This window comes from Pseudomonas sp. JBR1, assembly GCF_028198185.1.
Taxonomy (GTDB): domain Bacteria; phylum Pseudomonadota; class Gammaproteobacteria; order Pseudomonadales; family Pseudomonadaceae; genus Chryseomonas; species Chryseomonas oryzihabitans_E.
The window spans coordinates 4045913-4060477 of record NZ_CP116340.1 but is presented as its reverse complement, the minus strand read 5'-3'; the positions used below and the strand labels follow the sequence as shown (position 1 = coordinate 4060477).

Below are 14565 nucleotides of genomic sequence, written 5' to 3'. Positions count from 1 at the left end.
TCCGGGACCAGGATCAGAAGTCCGGGCGCAGGGCGCCCGGGAAGGCTCAGCCGGCGACGAAGGCCAGCAGGTCGCGGTTCAGCTGCTCGGCGTGAGTCACCGCGAAGCCATGGGGCGCGCCGGCGTATACCTTGAGCTCGGCGCCGCGGATCAGCTCGGCGGCCAGCTTGCCGGTGGTCGCGAAGGGCACCACCTGGTCGGCGTCGCCGTGGATCACCAGGGTCGGCACGTCGATCTTGGCCATGTCCGGACGGAAGTCGGTTTCCGAGAAGGCGGTGACGCAGTCGACCGTGCCCTTGAGCGAAGCCAGCAGGGCGATGTTGAGGGTCTGGGTGAAAACGCCTTCGGAGACCTGCTGGCCCTGGTTGGTGCCATAGAACACCGGGGCGAAGTCAGCCAGGAACTGGGCGCGGTCCTTCAGCAGACCGCCGCGGATACCGTCGAAAACGCCTTGGTCGACGCCCTGGGGGAAGTCCGGCTTCTGCCCGAACAGCGGCGTGACGGCGCCGAGCAGCGCCAGCTTGCCGACCCGCGCCGAACCGTGGCGCGCCAGGTAGCGGGTGACATCGCCACCGCCCATGGAGAAGCCCACCAGGGTGACGTCGCGCAGATCCAGGTGCTCGATCAGCTCCTTGATGTCGTCGGCGAAGGTGTCGTAGTCATAGCCATTCCACGGCTGGCCGGAGCGCCCGAAACCGCGCCGGTCGAAGGCGATGGCGCGATAGCCATGGCTGGCCAGATGGTGCATCTGGTAGTCCCACATGTCGGCGTCCAGCGGCCAGCCGTGGCTGAACAGCACGGGCTTGCCACTGCCCCAGTCCTTGAAATAGATCTCGACGCCGTCGCGGGTGGTGAAGGTGCTCATGGCTGCTCGCCTCTGTGGGTGGAAGGAGTGAAAAAGGCGCCCGAGCGGGCGTTGAGCCAGGGCGCGCACAGGCGGCTCACCCTCGGCATGATCAGGAACACCACCAGCGGCACGATGCACAGGGTGATCAGCAGGTTGCTCGGCACAGTGCCGGCCAGCACGGGATAGCGCGCGAACAGCGGCTGCCACAGCGGCGGGATCAGCATGGTCAGAGGGGCGATGACCAGGTAGGTCAGCACCGCCTGCTTCCAGGCCGGCGGCTGGCGCACCCCGGGGCGCGGCGGGTTGAACCAGAACTCGGCGTCGGCATGCACTTCGGGCGCATCGGCTCCGTGCAACAGCGGCGCCACCTCGGCGATCAAGGCCTGGCGCTCTGGTGAGGCCAGCCAGGCCTGCAGCCGCTCGACGTCGGCGAAGCGCACCAGGGTAGTGAAGGCAGCGCCTGCCTCGACCGGCGGGATGACATCCACACCGAGATGGCCACAGGCGTCACGGGCAGCGGTGACCGCGCGCTGCAGCCAGCGCTGATAGGCGTCCTGTTGGTCGGCCAGAGGCTGGTGGCGGATCACCAGGGTGACGATGCGACTGTGCGCCTGGTGCAGGTCCTGTCCAACCGCGGCACTCACGACAACGCCCTCGCGAAACCCGCGTGAGCCGCATGACGCCCGCTCAGCCGCGCCTCCAGCGAATAGTGACCCGGCCCGGTGAGCGCCAGGGTGCCGAACAGCACCAGCAGCAGCCAGCCGAACTGGCCCTGCTCCAGAGACCACTCGGGGTGCACCACCAGCAGGGCGATCAGCAACAACCCGAGGATTGGCAGGCAGGCCAAGCGCGTCGCCCAGCCCAGGGCGATCAGCAGCGGACAGAGCACCTCGGCGAAGACGGCGAAGCCCAGCGTCGGCCAGGCCCCCAGGTGCAGCGGGTCCTCGATCAGGCCGAGCTGCTCGCGAAAGTGCAGCGCCTTGGGCAGGCCGTGCACCGTCAGCAGCATTCCAGCGCCCCCAAGGCGCAGGAACAAGAGTCCCAGATCCAGCCGTACATTACCCATGGCCCATCCTCCTGATGCCAGCGTCGGCAGCGGGAGATACCTATGCCCGAGCCGTCGATGGGGTGGACTTTCGCCCGAACGACGGTGAGCGGCCTTGGACGTCTGTGCTGGTTTTTGTACGTCTGTGCTGTGGCGTATGGCTGAATGGATTCAGGTCACAGAAGGTGACGGCGCACCCTACATAGTCAACCCTGTGGAGACTATTAAACGCACGGAAGCTACTTAATCGACTGCTGAGTGGACAGTAATCTAGCTCCATCGCATCCATGACGGATGCCGGATCTGGAAAGGACAGTCACCATGAACACCACCCAAGCCTTTACCGCCACTACCGGCCGCCTGCTGCTCGCCAGCCTTTTCCTGTTCAGCGGCGTAGGCAAGCTGCTTGCCCCGGTGGCGACCAAGGGCTACATCGCCACCATGGGTCTGCCCTTCGTCGAGCTGGCCTACCTTGGCGCCCTGGCAGTGGAGCTGGGCCTCGCCAGCCTCCTGCTGATCGGCTATCGCACCCGGCCGGTGGCGATCGCCATGGCTGGCTTCACCCTGGTGACCGCCGCGGTGTTCCACAGCCAGTTCGCCGATCAAAACCAGCTGATCCACTTCCTCAAGAACATCGCCATCACCGGCGGCCTATTGCAGGTAGCGGCCTTTGGTGCCGGAGCCCTGAGCCTGGATGGACGGCGACCAAAGCGTCTGGCCCATCTGGCCTGATCGCCGCTGGCTGCGAAGCGCCCGCCTGATCGTTGCGGTCAGGCGGGCGCCGTCACATCCAGCATCCTGGCGCAGGCCTCGCGCACCAGCTCGAGAAACAGCCGCAGCCGCGCCGGATAGACCCGGGCGTAGGGATAGATGAGATAGATCGGCAGGGGCGCCGCCTGCCATTCGGGTAGCAGGTGTACCAGGCGACCGGCGGCGACGTCCTCGCGCACCATCCAGTGCGACAGCGCCGCGCAGCCCAGACCACGCACCGCAGCATGACGGGCGACGAAGAGACTCTCGGTGGCCAGCCGCGGGCGCAAGGGGATGAGCCGGCTTTCGCCGGAGGCGCGGAGCTGCAGGCGCAGTTCGGTCTGGTAGAACTGGGTCATGGCGATCCAGGGCAGCGCCGTCAGCGCTTCGGGTGCCGCAAGAGCTCCTGCCAGTTCCGGCGCTGCCACCAGGATGCGCTGGACGTCACCCAGGCGCACCGCCACCGTGTCCGGGTCCTCCACCACGCCCACCCGGATGGCGCAGTCGACGCCATCGGCGACGAAATTCGGCGCCCGGTCGCTGAGTACCCAGTCCACTTGCATGCCCGGATAGCGCCGTAGATAGGTCTCCAGCGGATCGAGCAACTGCTCCTGGCCGAAGGCATGGGGCATCACCACCCGCAGCCGCCCCTCGGGCTCGGCATGGGCGCCGTGCAAGGCGGCGGCGAAGGCCTGCCAGTCACCGAGCAGTTGCTGGGCCTGGCGGTAGCAGCGCTGACCATCCTCGGTCAGGCGCAGGGCGTGGGTCGAGCGCTGTACCAGGCGCACCTGCAGCGCCCCCTCCAACGCTTGCAGACGTCGGCTGACGGTGGGCTGGGTGGTGCCAAGCTGGCGCGCGGCCGCCGACAGGCTGCCGGCCTCGACGATACGCACGAAGGTTTCCAGCAGGTCGAGACGGTCATGGGTAAAGATGGTGTTCATACGGCCTACGTATACCCCCTGTACCCCGCGTTCGGCTACAAGCAGCGACCACTCTGGCGAAGAATGCGCTCATCGTCTTCCCACCCGGAGAATCGCCATGACCGACATTCCACTCTCGCATAGCCAGACCTCGCCTCACAGCGGCAGTCTGTCCCCGGCCCTGCTTGGCCTGCTGGCCACCGGCGCCGGCCTCAGCGTAGCCAACCTCTATTACAGCCAGCCCCTGCTGGGCACCCTGGCCAGTGCCCTGCCCGCGCCCGCTGCCGACGTGGGGCTGATCCCCACCCTCACCCAACTCGGCTATGCCCTGGGACTGCTGCTGCTCACGCCCCTGGGTGATCGCTTCGATCGCCGCCGCATCATCCTGGCCAAGCTGGCCGTGCTGCTGCTGGCGCTGCTCGGCGCCAGTCTGGCGCCGGGGTTGCACGGGCTGCTGGTGGCCAGTCTGGTCACCGGTCTGGCCGCCACCGTGGCCCAGGACCTGGTGCCCGCCGCCGCGACCCTGGCGCCGCCGGCCGAGCGCGGGCGCATCGTCGGCACGGTGATGACGGGGCTGCTGCTGGGCATCCTGCTGTCGCGGGTGGTGAGCGGCCTGGTGGGCGAGTGGCTGGGCTGGCGCGCGGTCTATCTGTTCGCCGCCCTCAGCATCGCCGCCATCGCCGTGGCGGTCTGGCGTGGTCTGCCGGCCTTCGCCACCACCACCCGGCTCAGCTATCCGGCCCTGCTCGGCTCCCTGGGTGCCCTCTGGCGCCAGCATGCCGCGCTGCGCCGGGCGACCCTGGCCCAAGGGCTGCTGTCCGTGGGCTTCAGTGCCTTCTGGTCGACCCTCGCCCTCTATCTGCATGCCGGGCCCTTCCAGCTGGGCAGCGCCGCCGCCGGCGCCTTCGGCCTGGCCGGTGCCGCCGGTGCCCTGGCCGCGCCCTGGGCCGGCCGCCTGGCGGATCGCCATGGCTCGGAATGGGTGACGCGCCTGGGCATCGGCCTGGCGGCCACGGCCTTTGCCAGCCTGCTCCTGCTGCCCTGGCTGCCGGGCGTGGCCGGTCTGGTGCTGCTGGCGCTGGCGACGGTGGTCTTCGATCTCGGCGTCCAGGCCACTCTGATCGCCCACCAGGCCCAGGTCTACGGCCTGGAACCCGAGGCGCGCAGCCGGCTCAACGCGGTGCTCTTCACCGGCATGTTCATTGGCATGGCCAGCGGCGCGGCGCTGGGCAGTCTGCTGCTGGCCCACCTGGGCTGGAATGGCGTCGCCGGCCTGGCGCTGGCGACCGCCCTGCTGGCCCTGGCGGTACGGCTCTGGCCTGCCCGTCTGCGCCTGGAGTAACGATCACGGTAAACAGCACAGCGCCCTTTGGCTGAAGGCATCGTCAACCAGAACAGGACGACCATTCTCCTTCCAGCTCGTTAATCAAACCGGGGCGCCACAGTAGGATGACCTCCATGGCGTCGGAACAGACCGCGCCCCATTCAGACAAGGAGCCTCATCATGCTGGCCATTCGTAAAGCTTCCGATCGCGGCGCCGCCAACCACGGCTGGCTCAAGTCCTTCCACACCTTCTCCTTCGCCAGCTACCGCAATCCGGCGGAGCAGGGCTTTTCCGACCTGCTGGTGATCAACGACGACACCGTGGCCGCGGGCCAGGGCTTCGGCGAGCACCCGCACCGTGACATGGAGATCTTCTCCTATGTGCTCGAAGGCGCCCTGGAGCATCAGGACAGCCTGGGCACCGGTTCGGTGATCCGCCCGGGCGACGTCCAGCTGATGAGCGCCGGCAGTGGCGTCAGCCACAGCGAGTTCAACCACTCCGAGCGCAAGAGTGTGCATTTCCTGCAGATCTGGATCGTGCCCAACGTGCGCCGCGCCGAACCGCGCTACCAGCAGCAGCACTTCAGCGCCGAGGCCAAGCGTGGTCGTCTGGCCCTGATCATCTCGCCGGACGGCGCCGAGGGCTCGCTGGAAGTGCGTCAGGACGCCCGGGTCTACGCCGGCCTGTTCGACGGCAGCGAAAGCGCCATGCTGCAACTGGCCCCCGAGCGCCATGCCTATGTGCACGTCGCCCGCGGCAGCCTGGAGCTGAATGGCGTCCTGCTGCAGGCCGGTGACGGCGCAAGGCTGCGCGGCGAGCGCGAGCTGCAGCTGGCCCACGGGACCGATGCCGAGGTGCTGGTGTTCGATCTGCGGCCCAACGAACTGCCGCAAATGCCCTGAGCCTGCCTGCGCCCGCGTAGCAGGCGCCAAGCCCGGAGACCGCTCCCACGGCCTCCCCTTGCCGAGAACGCGCCATGAGCACCCAAGCCCTGACTCCCCTGGTGGCCGGTAACGCCACCCTCTGGCTGACGCTGAACGTCTTTGGCGAACAGCTGGGCCTGCCGGTACCGGCCTATCCGTCTTTGCTGGTGATGGGCGCCGCGGCCGATGAAGCCGAGTTGCTCCTGGCGCTGCTGGCCAGCGTGGCGGTCACCGGCGTGGCCGATCTGCTCTGGTACTGGGCCGGTCGGCGCCATGGCGCCTGGCTGCTGCGCCACCTGCCTGGCCACCATGTCCCTGCCGCCACCCGCCTGCCCGGCCTGCTGCTGGTCGCCAAGTTCGTCCCCGGCGCGGCGGTCCTCGCCACCCTGAGCGCGGGCGCCAGCGCCATGCCCTTACGGCGTTTCCTGGCCTATGACCTGGGCGGCGCCACCCTGTGGATCGGCTCCGGCCTGGCCCTGGGGCGACTGTTCGAACAACACATCCTGGCCCTGCTCGCTGCACTCAAGGCCTATGGCCCGGCGCCCCTGCTGCTCGCCGGACTGCTCGGCCTCGCCCTGCTGGGCTGGCACCTGCTGGCTCGCCGGCACAGTCGGCCAAGCCCGTCGCGACAGTATTGCGCCTAGACCGTTGCCGTTTTAACGCTAATTAACGATAGCCAACTCGCACGTCAGACAACTGCAGGGAATCATTCTCATCCAGGCCAGCGCGCCACGCGGCTGGTTTGATAGGGAGAGCGCCATGTCCATGACCGTCGATAGCACCCTGGCTCTATCCAGTACCCGACTGGTCGGTTTGGCCGCCTGGCAGGAGCGGCTGGCCAAGGAAGTCTTGTTGCAGCATCTGGAGCGCGGCATCAGCGTCAGCCAGGTCGCGTCCGTCTGCGGTCTGTCGCGCAGTCACTTCACCCGCCAGTTCAAGCTCAGCGCCGGGCTCGCACCGCTGGAATGGTTGCGCCAGCAGCGCCTCCACCGCGCCCAGCAATTGCTCGCCAAGCGCGAATTACCCCTGGCGGCGATCGCCCTGGAATGCGGCTTCTTCGACCAGGCGCATCTGAGCCGGGTATTCACCCGTGCCGTCGGGATCCCGCCGCTGGCCTGGCAGCAGCAGGCCCTGGAGCGGCGGTTGCTGGCGGAACTGGCGCAGGTGCAGGCGCAGCATGGCCAGCAGGCGGTAGCCTAGGGTTGCCCCACTGCCCGCTGCCAGGATCAGTGACTTGTCCACCAGTTGCCCCAGGAGTGGGATGAACAAGGCCTCCTCCAGCCCGCGCTGCGCCGCCAGCCGCAGGGCCTCTTGACGACTGAAATGCTCCCCGGCCTCGGCCAGGGTCGCCAGCACGCCGAACTCGGACTCGCTCAGGCTGTGCAGACTCCAGTCGAGCATGGCGCCAAGGCTGCGCTGGCGCTGCGGCGCAGTACGCCGCCCGGCCACGCTCAGGTAATAGCCGCCGTCGAGTTGCGCCAGCACTCCGTGCAGGCCCAGGGCCGCCACCTGCTCGGCCAGGATCTCCAGCGCCAGGGGCACACCTTCGCTGCGACGACAGATTTCGCCCACCAGTTGCACGTCGGTCGGCCGCAGTTGCAGCCCCGGCAGCCGCGCCCGGGCGCGCCGGACGAACAACCGAAAGGCCGGCTCGCGCATGGCGTCGCGCAGATGCCGCGAGGGTGAATTCGCGACCGGCAACGGCGCCAGACGCAACACGGCCTCCCCCTCCACGCGCAGGGCCTCGCGACTGGTGACCAGCACCCTGAGCTGTGGACAGCCTTGCAGCAGGTTTTCCACCAGCCAGGCCGCGGGTTCGACCAGCCGCTCGGCGTTGTCCAGCACCAGCAGCAGGCGCCGCGTGGCCAGGGCTTCCTGCAGCGCCGGCAGACCACTGCCACTGGCGAGTCCCAGGTCACTGGCGAGCCGCTCAACCAGCGCCATCATGTGGCCCAGTGCCGCGAGATCGAGACTCTGTACCCCATCGGGGAAGCCCTCCGCCAATGTAGGCAGCAGATGCTGGACCAGCAGCGACTTGCCGACACCGCCGGTGCCCACCACCGACACCAGGCGGCGTTGAGCGAGCAAGCGGCGTAGTTCGACCAGGCTGGTCTCGCGCCCCTCCAGGGGCGTCAGGGGCAGCGGCGTCTCGGCCAGCGGCGTGAGGTCGTCTTCGCTCAGGCGCTCTACCGCCAGGGCGAAACCGTAGCCACGATGCCGGGCGCTGAGGATGGGATCCTGGGTGCTATAGGGGCGCAGCACCCGGCGCAGGGCCGAGATGTGCACCCGCAGATTGATGTCCTCGACGACCGCGCCAGGCCAGACCCGGGCCATCAGGGTCTGCTTGCCGACCAGCTCGCCGGGTTGTTGCAGCAGCACCCGCAGGATATCCAGGGCCCGTCCGCCGAGGGGCAGCACACGCTCGCCATCCAGCAGCAGGCGCCGTCGCGTATCCAGGACCAGGCCGCAGAAGCGGAAGGCACTGGCGTCTTCCAGGGACTTGAGCTCTTGCATGACCGTGTCGCGCCACCTTGCCTCGGGGACTGCGGGGCACCAGGCTCCGCAGCCCCTCGACGGTATGCGCCTCTCCTTGCCGATAGGTACGACCATTCTGGCCGCTGCCCAGGCCAGTTGTATGACGATCTACGGCCATAAGCTGCCATCGATGGGCGTGATACCGCCATCGGTGGCCGATTTCAGCTGAACTGGTAGCGGTACTGAGCCGGCGTCAGCCCCAGATGGCCCTGGAAAGCGGCGCGCATGCACCTGTCGCTGGCGAAGCCACTGCGAAAGGCCACCGTTTTCAAAGGCAGGTCACTGGTCTCCAGCAATCCACGGGCGTGATCGATGCGCGCGCGGAGCACGAACTCCAGCGGCGTCATGCCGGTGTCGCGCTTGAACACCCGGGCGAAGTTGCGGGTGCCCATGGTCGCCAGCTCGGCGAGCCGGCTGATCGAATAGGCCTGATCGATGTTCGCCACGATGTGGTGCTGCACCCGGGTGATGGCGGTGGCCGCCTCGGGCTCGTCGAACAGCGGACTGAACTGGGCCTGCTTGCCCTGCCGCTGGGTCACCACCACCAGCACCTTGGCCACCTCCCGGGCGATTGCCTTGCCGTGATCCTCGGCCACCAGCGCCAGCGCCAGGTCGATGCCGGCGGTGACCCCAGCCGAGCTCAGCAGCGGACCATCGCTCAGGTAGATGTCGTCGGCGGTCACCTGGGCCCGAGGAAAGCGCCGCGCCAGGCGCTCACGATAATTCCAGTGCGTGGTCACCCGCCGGCCATCGAGCAGGCCGGCGCTGCCGAGCAGAAAGGTGCCGGTGCAGACAGCCCCGTAGCGCCTGCAGCGCTCGGGCACCTGGCGCAACCAGGTGGCGATGTCCGGGTGTGGTTCCAGGTAGGCTCCCGGGCCACCGGGCACCAGCAGCAAGTCATAGGCGGCGGGCGGCTGCTGGGTAGTGAGATCCGTGCGTATCGTCATGCCATTGGAACAGCGCAGGGTCCGCCGGCGCCCGGCAGCGATGGTCACAATGCGATAGTGGTCAGCCGCTGGCAGATAGCGATTGGCGATGGAAAACACCTCCACCGGCCCGGAGAAATCCAGCATGAGCACCTCGGGGACCAGCAAGAAAGCCACTGTCCTCGTCATGGCGATACATCCTTATCCGTGTTGCAGATTGTCCTTGGACGCTGGGGCGTCCGGGTGAATATGGAGTCAGGATAAGGATTCGATTCCAAGGGGCAAGCAGTGGCAAACAGCCATCCCTCGCCCTTCCGAGAACCGCCAGGCACCTCGGGCGGCAGTAAGGCGTCTAACCTGAGGTTCTTGCCAAGGCGGGCGCTGAATGGCGGCCTGGTCTACCGCTACCCCCGCCGCAACCTGATCAGGGTGATCTCGCTCGGCGCACCGAAGCGCAGCGGTGGCCCCCAGTAGCCGGTGCCGCGGCTTATGTAGACGGTCAGCCGGCCCAGGCGATGGATGCCGGCCACCCAGGGTTGCTGCAGACGCACGAAGTGCATCCAGGGCCAGAACTGGCCACCGTGGGTGTGGCCGGAGAGCTGCAGGTCGGCGCCGGCCGCCTCGGCCTTGGGCGCCGAGCGCGGCTGGTGGGCCAGCAGCAGACGGAACAGCCCTTCCGGGGCACCGGCGAAGGCGGCCGCTGCGTCGCTGCGGTGGCTAGGCACATAAAGCGGTGCCGAATAGTCGGTGATGCCGGCCAGCACGAAGGGCGTGCCTTGGTGCTGCAGCACGCGGTGCTCGTCGATCAGCAGGGTCAGCCCCTGCTCGCGCCAGGCCCGAACCCAGGCTTCGGCACCGGAGTAGTACTCGTGGTTGCCGGTGATGGCGTAGGTACCCAGGCGTGCCTTGAGCTGCTGCAGCGGCAGGAATTCCTGCCGCAACTCGGCCACGCTGCCGTCCACCAGATCGCCGGTAATGGCCACCAGGTCGGCATCCAGGCCGTTGACCCGCTCGACGATGCGCTGCAGGTAGCCGGCCTTGATGGTCGGGCCGATGTGCAGGTCGCTGAGCTGGACGATGCGCAGTCCTTCCAGGCCGGCGGGGAGCGTCGGCAGGGCCAGTTCCACTTCCTTGACCTTGGCGGTGCGCCGAGCGTTGTAGACGCTGCGTAGCGCCACCAGCAGCACCAGCCCCAGCACCACCCAGGCGCTGCCGGCACGCCAGGCGGCGTCCAGCGGGTGGCCAACCAGACTGGCGAGCGCCACCACCAGCCCGCGCAGCAGACTGAACACTGCCAGGCTGGAAAACACGCCCATGGCGATCAGCGCCGCCCAGGCCAGCAGGCGCGTGTTCATGTCCCGCGAGCGAAACCCCAGGGGCACCAGGACGAAGGACAGGATCAGCAAGGCCCACAACGGCAGCTGACCGGTAAGGCCGAGGCCGAGAGCACCGATCAGGCTGATGCCGATGAACAGATGCAGGACGAAAAGGACCAGGTACATCATGGCGCGGGAGCGGAACATGGAAGGCTCAGCAGCGAAGAGAAGGTCTCACCTTAGCACCCCATCGACCACGCCCTGGAATTCCGGTTTGTATCCGGCCACAACGATTCAGCCAGCATTCAGCGCCGCTCCGCTTCACTCGCCTGGGCCGCCTGATCTGCCCGGCGGCCGAGGTAGAAGCCGAGCCCGGCCCAGAGCGCCGCGCAGCCAGCACCTACCAGAGCCGGCAGCCAGGCACCGTGGCCGAGCAGATCCAGCAGACTCTTGGCCCAGCCACTGGCGGCATCACCGGCGCGATAGACCACGGTGTCGATGAAGTTCTTGGCCTTGTACTGGGTTTCGGCGTCCAGCGGCGCGAAGAGCATCTCGCGACCTGGGCGGATGAAGGCGTACTCGCCGATGCGCCTGACGATCATCAGCCCTGCCAGCATGGCAAAGGTAGGTAGCAACGCCAGCCCCAGGAATCCGATACACATCAGCAGCGGCACCCCGGCCAGCAGCACCCGCACCCCGAGGCGCTGGGCCAGGCGGCCAGTGATCAGCACCTGGCTGGCCAGGGCACCAGCCTGGACCACGAAATCCAGCAGGCCGAACACCTGCACTTGGCGCGCGCGGTCGGGAAACAGCTCGGCCACCAGCCGCGCCTGCTCGAAGTAGAGAAAGGTGCTGACCGTGGCCAGCAGAATGACGAAGGCGCTCACTGCCAGCAGATAGGGTGACGCAAGCACCCGGGTCAGACCACTGAAGGGATTGCCGGCCACCGGTCGCCGCGGACTCTCGGTCGGCGACGCACCCGGCCGTCCGGCGCCACGGGTCTCGCGCCAGCCCATCAGATAGGCCTTGAGCGTCAGGGCCAGGAGCAGCAGCGCGGCGGCCAGCAGTGCCAGCCCCGCCTGACCGACCCAGGGCACCAGGGCCGCGGCCAGCACGGGTCCGAGCAGCCCGCCGACACTGGCCCCGGCGGCGATGAAGGCGAACAGTCGTCGTGCCTGGGCGCCGTCGAAGACATCAGCCATCAGACTCCAGGCCACCGAGACCACGAAGAGGTTGTAGACCGAGATCCAGACATAGAAGGTGCGCGCCAGCCAGAGGTTGTCGCCCAGGCTGGCGAAGCAGGCGGCGAAGCCCAGCAGGTTGAGGGCGAAGAAGCCGTAGACCCAGTCGACGAAGCGGATCCGCGCCACCCGCGAGTTCAGCCAGGCGAACAGCGGCACGGCGAGCAGCATCACCAGGAAGGTGGCGGTGAACAGCCACTGCAGATTCTCCACCCCACCGGCGATGCCCATGGCCTCGCGGATCGGCCGCAGCATGAAGTAGCCGGCGAACAGGCAGAGGAACAATGCGAAGCCCGCCAGGGCCGCGGACGACTCGCCGGCGCGGGCGTCGAGGACGCGACCGAGCCAGTCCTTCATCTAGGCGAACAGCCCGGCGATGGCCTCACGCTGGCGCGCATCCGGCAGGCGACCACGGCCGGCCTGCAGGTTGTCGATCATGTAGCGCGGATTGCTGGTGGCCGGGATCACGGCCGTCACGGCGGGGTTGGCGAGGATGAACTTGAGCAGCAGCTGCGCCCAGCTGCTGGCACCCAGCTCAGTGGCCAGCGGCGGCAGCGGCTTGCCTCGGGTGCCGGAGAGCAGATTGCCGCGCTGGAAAGGTCGATTGATCAGCACGGCGATACCCTGGTCCCGGCAATAGGGCAGCAGGTGCTTTTCCGCTTCACGCTCCCCCACCGAATAGTTGAACTGTACGAAGTCGACCTTCTCCTTTTTTAGCGTGGCCAACAGATCGTCCAGCGCCGCTTCGCGATAGTGGGTGACGCCGACATAACGCACCTTGCCGGCCTGCTGCTGTTCGCGCAGCAGCGCCAACTGGGTGGTGGTGTCCTGCAGGTTGTGCACCTGGACCAGATCCAGGCGATCGGCCTGCAGTGCCTTGAAGCTGGCAGCCAACTGGGCAGCACCGCGTTGGCGACCGGTGGCCGACACCTTGGTGGCGAGAAAGACCTGTTCCCTGGCCTGGGCGCGCTTCACCAGCTCGCCGGCCACCCGCTCGGAATTGCCATAGCTGGGCGCGGTGTCGATCAGGCTGCCACCACCGTCGAGCAGCGCCTTGAGCACCTCTTGCAAGGGCGCCAGGGCGGCGTCGCTCAGATCGACATCGAGATTGCCCGAGGTACCCAGGCCCACCACCGGCAGGGCCTCGCCGGTGCGAGGGATCTTGCGGGTCAGCAACGGCTCGGCGGCCTGGGCGCTATGCCACAGCCAGGGCGCAGCGGTCACGGCGGCAACCAGGGCGGTGGTGGTCTGCAGGAAATGGCGACGGGTCGGCATGGCAGGTCTCGCGACGGTCGGATTCGGAAGGATGACCCTTGAGTTAAGCGGGTCTTCCGGCCTATCGCCTGATGGGCTCATTGCGGCATGTTGCGAATGAAGCCCTGCCCGTAGGTTGGCGCTGAGCGCAGCGAAGCCCAACAGCGCCCAAGGTTAAACCTCTGCGTTGGGCTTCGACGATGGAGCCGTCTCAGCGCCAACCTACGTACTAGCTCCCGTAGCGTGGACAACGGCGCAGCCTTGTCCATTGGTAGCGTCAGTGCCTACCCGTGGAAAACGCTGCTCGGTTTTCCACGCTACGGGTTGGCGGCATCCTGGCCCGCAAGAATTCCATGATCCGCTGGAGGTAGGCTGCCGTTGCCGCCCAGGTAGCGATCGTAGAAATCCCGCACCGTGACGTTCTTGTGCTTGGCCTCGAACATGATGTCGAAGCGGTCGAGGAACTGGCAGGCGTAGCGGTTGCACCAGTCGTTCCACATCATGTCGCTGTGGGCATAGAGCACCCGCTTGCTGATCTGCTGCAGCAGGAACTTGATGTCGATCCGCTCGGTGGGCGAGACGCCCATTTCCATCAGGGCCTCCGGCGGCTGGGAATAGTGCATGGCCGGACGCACCCCGCGCCAGCTGTCGAGGATACGCTCCACGCGCGGCTCCCAAGGGTCGATGTAGGCTTCCTCGTGGATCCAGCAGTGGTGGATGTCCAGTACCACCGGGGCGAGATCGGCCAGCTGCAGGCAGTCGTCGACGCCGTAGGTCTTTTCATCGTTCTCGAAGGTGATGCAGTTGCGTGCCTCGGTGGAGAGACGCGGCCAGATCGCGCGGATGCCAGGCACGCCCAGGCGGCCGGCGATGTGCACGTTGCACTTGAAGTCCTGGAATTTCTGGCCGTAGCCCATCAGCCGGATCATGTCGGCGTGGTATTCGAACTCCTTCAGGCTGTTTTCCACGACCTCGGGGCGGTCCGAGCCGAGCACGCAGAATTGCCCCGGGTGCAGCGACAGTCGCACATCACGACGACGCGCCAGCTCGCCCAGGCGGCCAAAGCGGTCGGCCAGCAAGCCCTGCAGCTCTTGGGAGCGGTAGAAGTAGGCGAACTCAGGGTGGCTGTAGAAGGGCAGCAGATCGCTGCTCAGGCGCAGCATGCGCAGGTTTTCCGGCCGGTCGGCGACATGCTCGACGAATCTCAGCTGGGCATCCAGGTTGTGGGTGACCACGTCCAGCAACTTGGCCTCGGCCACGGCACGCTCGACGCTACCCAGCCAGCGCAGGGTGGTGGTGCGGGTGTTGAAGGTCCGCTCGATCTGCTCCAGTTCCTTGAGCGACAGACTGCGCTCGGGATGACGGTACATGCAGGCGAAGCCGATTCGATACATGGGGCGCTCGGGACAGTGACTATCAGGATTAGTCCGCGCGCCGCCGTCTGGGTGCGGGTGGGGTGATGGGTGGCGGGGATGACCTCATC

At 67.4% G+C, this 14565-nt stretch carries 14 protein-coding genes and 1 pseudogene; 5 read left to right on the top strand and 10 right to left on the bottom strand.

Annotation, left to right across the window (positions count from 1 at the left end; all coding sequences use genetic code 11):
* Positions 1 to 46: 46 nt before the first annotated feature.
* From PJ259_RS18825 to PJ259_RS18815, 3 genes are read right to left on the bottom strand one after another with little or no spacing between them, the layout of a single operon-like run.
* Positions 47 to 865 carry an alpha/beta fold hydrolase gene (locus tag PJ259_RS18825; RefSeq protein ID WP_059313430.1) on the bottom strand — a complete coding sequence of 273 codons (819 nt, stop codon included), beginning with the start codon at positions 863 to 865 and terminating at the stop codon, positions 47 to 49.
* The gene (locus PJ259_RS18820) at positions 862 to 1491 is read right to left on the bottom strand and encodes an antibiotic biosynthesis monooxygenase (protein ID WP_271653794.1); all 630 of its coding nucleotides are present in this window, start codon (positions 1489 to 1491) and stop codon (positions 862 to 864) included. Before PJ259_RS18820 ends, PJ259_RS18825 begins: the two co-directional genes overlap by 4 nt.
* Positions 1488 to 1913: a DoxX family protein gene (locus PJ259_RS18815; protein WP_059313428.1), complete on the bottom strand. Its 426-nt coding sequence runs from the start codon at positions 1911 to 1913 to the stop codon at positions 1488 to 1490. The genes PJ259_RS18820 and PJ259_RS18815 overlap by 4 nt, the downstream gene beginning before the upstream one ends.
* A gap of 300 nt (positions 1914 to 2213) precedes the next feature.
* Between PJ259_RS18815 and PJ259_RS18810 the strand changes: the two genes are divergently transcribed.
* Positions 2214 to 2624, top strand: coding sequence for a DoxX family protein (locus PJ259_RS18810; protein WP_271653793.1), 411 nt, complete (start codon positions 2214 to 2216; stop codon positions 2622 to 2624).
* Between the two features lie 38 nt (positions 2625 to 2662).
* Here PJ259_RS18810 and PJ259_RS18805 read toward each other — a convergent pair whose 3' ends face one another.
* Positions 2663 to 3583 carry a LysR family transcriptional regulator gene (locus tag PJ259_RS18805; protein ID WP_271653792.1) on the bottom strand — a complete coding sequence of 307 codons (921 nt, stop codon included), beginning with the start codon at positions 3581 to 3583 and terminating at the stop codon, positions 2663 to 2665.
* 97 nt (positions 3584 to 3680) lie between these two features.
* Here PJ259_RS18805 and PJ259_RS18800 point away from each other — a divergent pair, with 97 nt between their 5' ends.
* From PJ259_RS18800 to PJ259_RS18785, 4 genes are all read left to right on the top strand, one after another.
* Positions 3681 to 4904 (top strand): MFS transporter, encoded by a 1224-nt coding sequence (locus PJ259_RS18800; RefSeq protein ID WP_271653791.1) that lies wholly within the window; start codon positions 3681 to 3683, stop codon positions 4902 to 4904.
* Between the two features lie 162 nt (positions 4905 to 5066).
* Positions 5067 to 5789: a pirin family protein gene (locus PJ259_RS18795; protein WP_271653790.1), complete on the top strand. Its 723-nt coding sequence runs from the start codon at positions 5067 to 5069 to the stop codon at positions 5787 to 5789.
* A gap of 74 nt (positions 5790 to 5863) precedes the next feature.
* Positions 5864 to 6454: a DedA family protein gene (locus PJ259_RS18790; protein ID WP_271653789.1), complete on the top strand. Its 591-nt coding sequence runs from the start codon at positions 5864 to 5866 to the stop codon at positions 6452 to 6454.
* Positions 6455 to 6569: 115 nt separating this feature from the next.
* Positions 6570 to 7010, top strand: coding sequence for a helix-turn-helix domain-containing protein (locus tag PJ259_RS18785; RefSeq protein ID WP_082696270.1), 441 nt, complete (start codon positions 6570 to 6572; stop codon positions 7008 to 7010).
* A 621-nt stretch (positions 7011 to 7631) separates the two neighbouring features.
* Here the strand turns inward: PJ259_RS18785 and PJ259_RS22790 are convergent.
* From PJ259_RS22790 to uvsE, 6 genes and pseudogenes are all read right to left on the bottom strand, one after another.
* A pseudogene (locus tag PJ259_RS22790) lies at positions 7632 to 8324 on the bottom strand (winged helix-turn-helix domain-containing protein); the annotation flags it as partial.
* A 182-nt stretch (positions 8325 to 8506) separates the two neighbouring features.
* Positions 8507 to 9460 (bottom strand): GlxA family transcriptional regulator, encoded by a 954-nt coding sequence (locus PJ259_RS18775; protein ID WP_271653787.1) that lies wholly within the window; start codon positions 9458 to 9460, stop codon positions 8507 to 8509.
* A gap of 215 nt (positions 9461 to 9675) precedes the next feature.
* Complete coding sequence (locus PJ259_RS18770) at positions 9676 to 10794, bottom strand: metallophosphoesterase (RefSeq protein WP_271653786.1); 1119 nt, start codon at positions 10792 to 10794, stop codon at positions 9676 to 9678.
* A 98-nt stretch (positions 10795 to 10892) separates the two neighbouring features.
* Positions 10893 to 12185 (bottom strand): NTP/NDP exchange transporter, encoded by a 1293-nt coding sequence (locus PJ259_RS18765; protein WP_271653785.1) that lies wholly within the window; start codon positions 12183 to 12185, stop codon positions 10893 to 10895.
* Positions 12186 to 13103 (bottom strand): aldo/keto reductase, encoded by a 918-nt coding sequence (locus PJ259_RS18760; protein ID WP_271653784.1) that lies wholly within the window; start codon positions 13101 to 13103, stop codon positions 12186 to 12188. It abuts the gene before it with no gap.
* 296 nt (positions 13104 to 13399) lie between these two features.
* Complete coding sequence (gene uvsE / locus PJ259_RS18755; protein ID WP_059313414.1) at positions 13400 to 14476, bottom strand: UV DNA damage repair endonuclease UvsE; 1077 nt, start codon at positions 14474 to 14476, stop codon at positions 13400 to 13402.
* Positions 14477 to 14565: the final 89 nt, after the last annotated feature.

Bases quoted from the DNA above. Each gene is read 5' to 3' on its own strand.
- PJ259_RS18825 (WP_059313430.1), bottom strand. From the start codon at position 865: ATGAGCACCTTCACCACCCGCGACGGCGTCGAGATCTATTTCAAGGAC.
- PJ259_RS18815 (WP_059313428.1), bottom strand. From the start codon at position 1,913: ATGGGTAATGTACGGCTGGATCTGGGACTCTTGTTCCTGCGCCTTGGG.
- PJ259_RS18810 (WP_271653793.1), top strand. From the start codon at position 2,214: ATGAACACCACCCAAGCCTTTACCGCCACTACCGGCCGCCTGCTGCTC.
- PJ259_RS18805 (WP_271653792.1), bottom strand. From the start codon at position 3,583: ATGAACACCATCTTTACCCATGACCGTCTCGACCTGCTGGAAACCTTC.
- PJ259_RS18800 (WP_271653791.1), top strand. From the start codon at position 3,681: ATGACCGACATTCCACTCTCGCATAGCCAGACCTCGCCTCACAGCGGC.
- PJ259_RS18795 (WP_271653790.1), top strand. From the start codon at position 5,067: ATGCTGGCCATTCGTAAAGCTTCCGATCGCGGCGCCGCCAACCACGGC.
- PJ259_RS18790 (WP_271653789.1), top strand. From the start codon at position 5,864: ATGAGCACCCAAGCCCTGACTCCCCTGGTGGCCGGTAACGCCACCCTC.
- PJ259_RS18785 (WP_082696270.1), top strand. From the start codon at position 6,570: ATGTCCATGACCGTCGATAGCACCCTGGCTCTATCCAGTACCCGACTG.
- PJ259_RS18775 (WP_271653787.1), bottom strand. From the start codon at position 9,460: ATGACGAGGACAGTGGCTTTCTTGCTGGTCCCCGAGGTGCTCATGCTG.
- PJ259_RS18770 (WP_271653786.1), bottom strand. From the start codon at position 10,794: ATGTTCCGCTCCCGCGCCATGATGTACCTGGTCCTTTTCGTCCTGCAT.
- PJ259_RS18765 (WP_271653785.1), bottom strand. From the start codon at position 12,185: ATGAAGGACTGGCTCGGTCGCGTCCTCGACGCCCGCGCCGGCGAGTCG.
- PJ259_RS18760 (WP_271653784.1), bottom strand. From the start codon at position 13,103: ATGCCGACCCGTCGCCATTTCCTGCAGACCACCACCGCCCTGGTTGCC.
- uvsE (WP_059313414.1), bottom strand. From the start codon at position 14,476: ATGTATCGAATCGGCTTCGCCTGCATGTACCGTCATCCCGAGCGCAGT.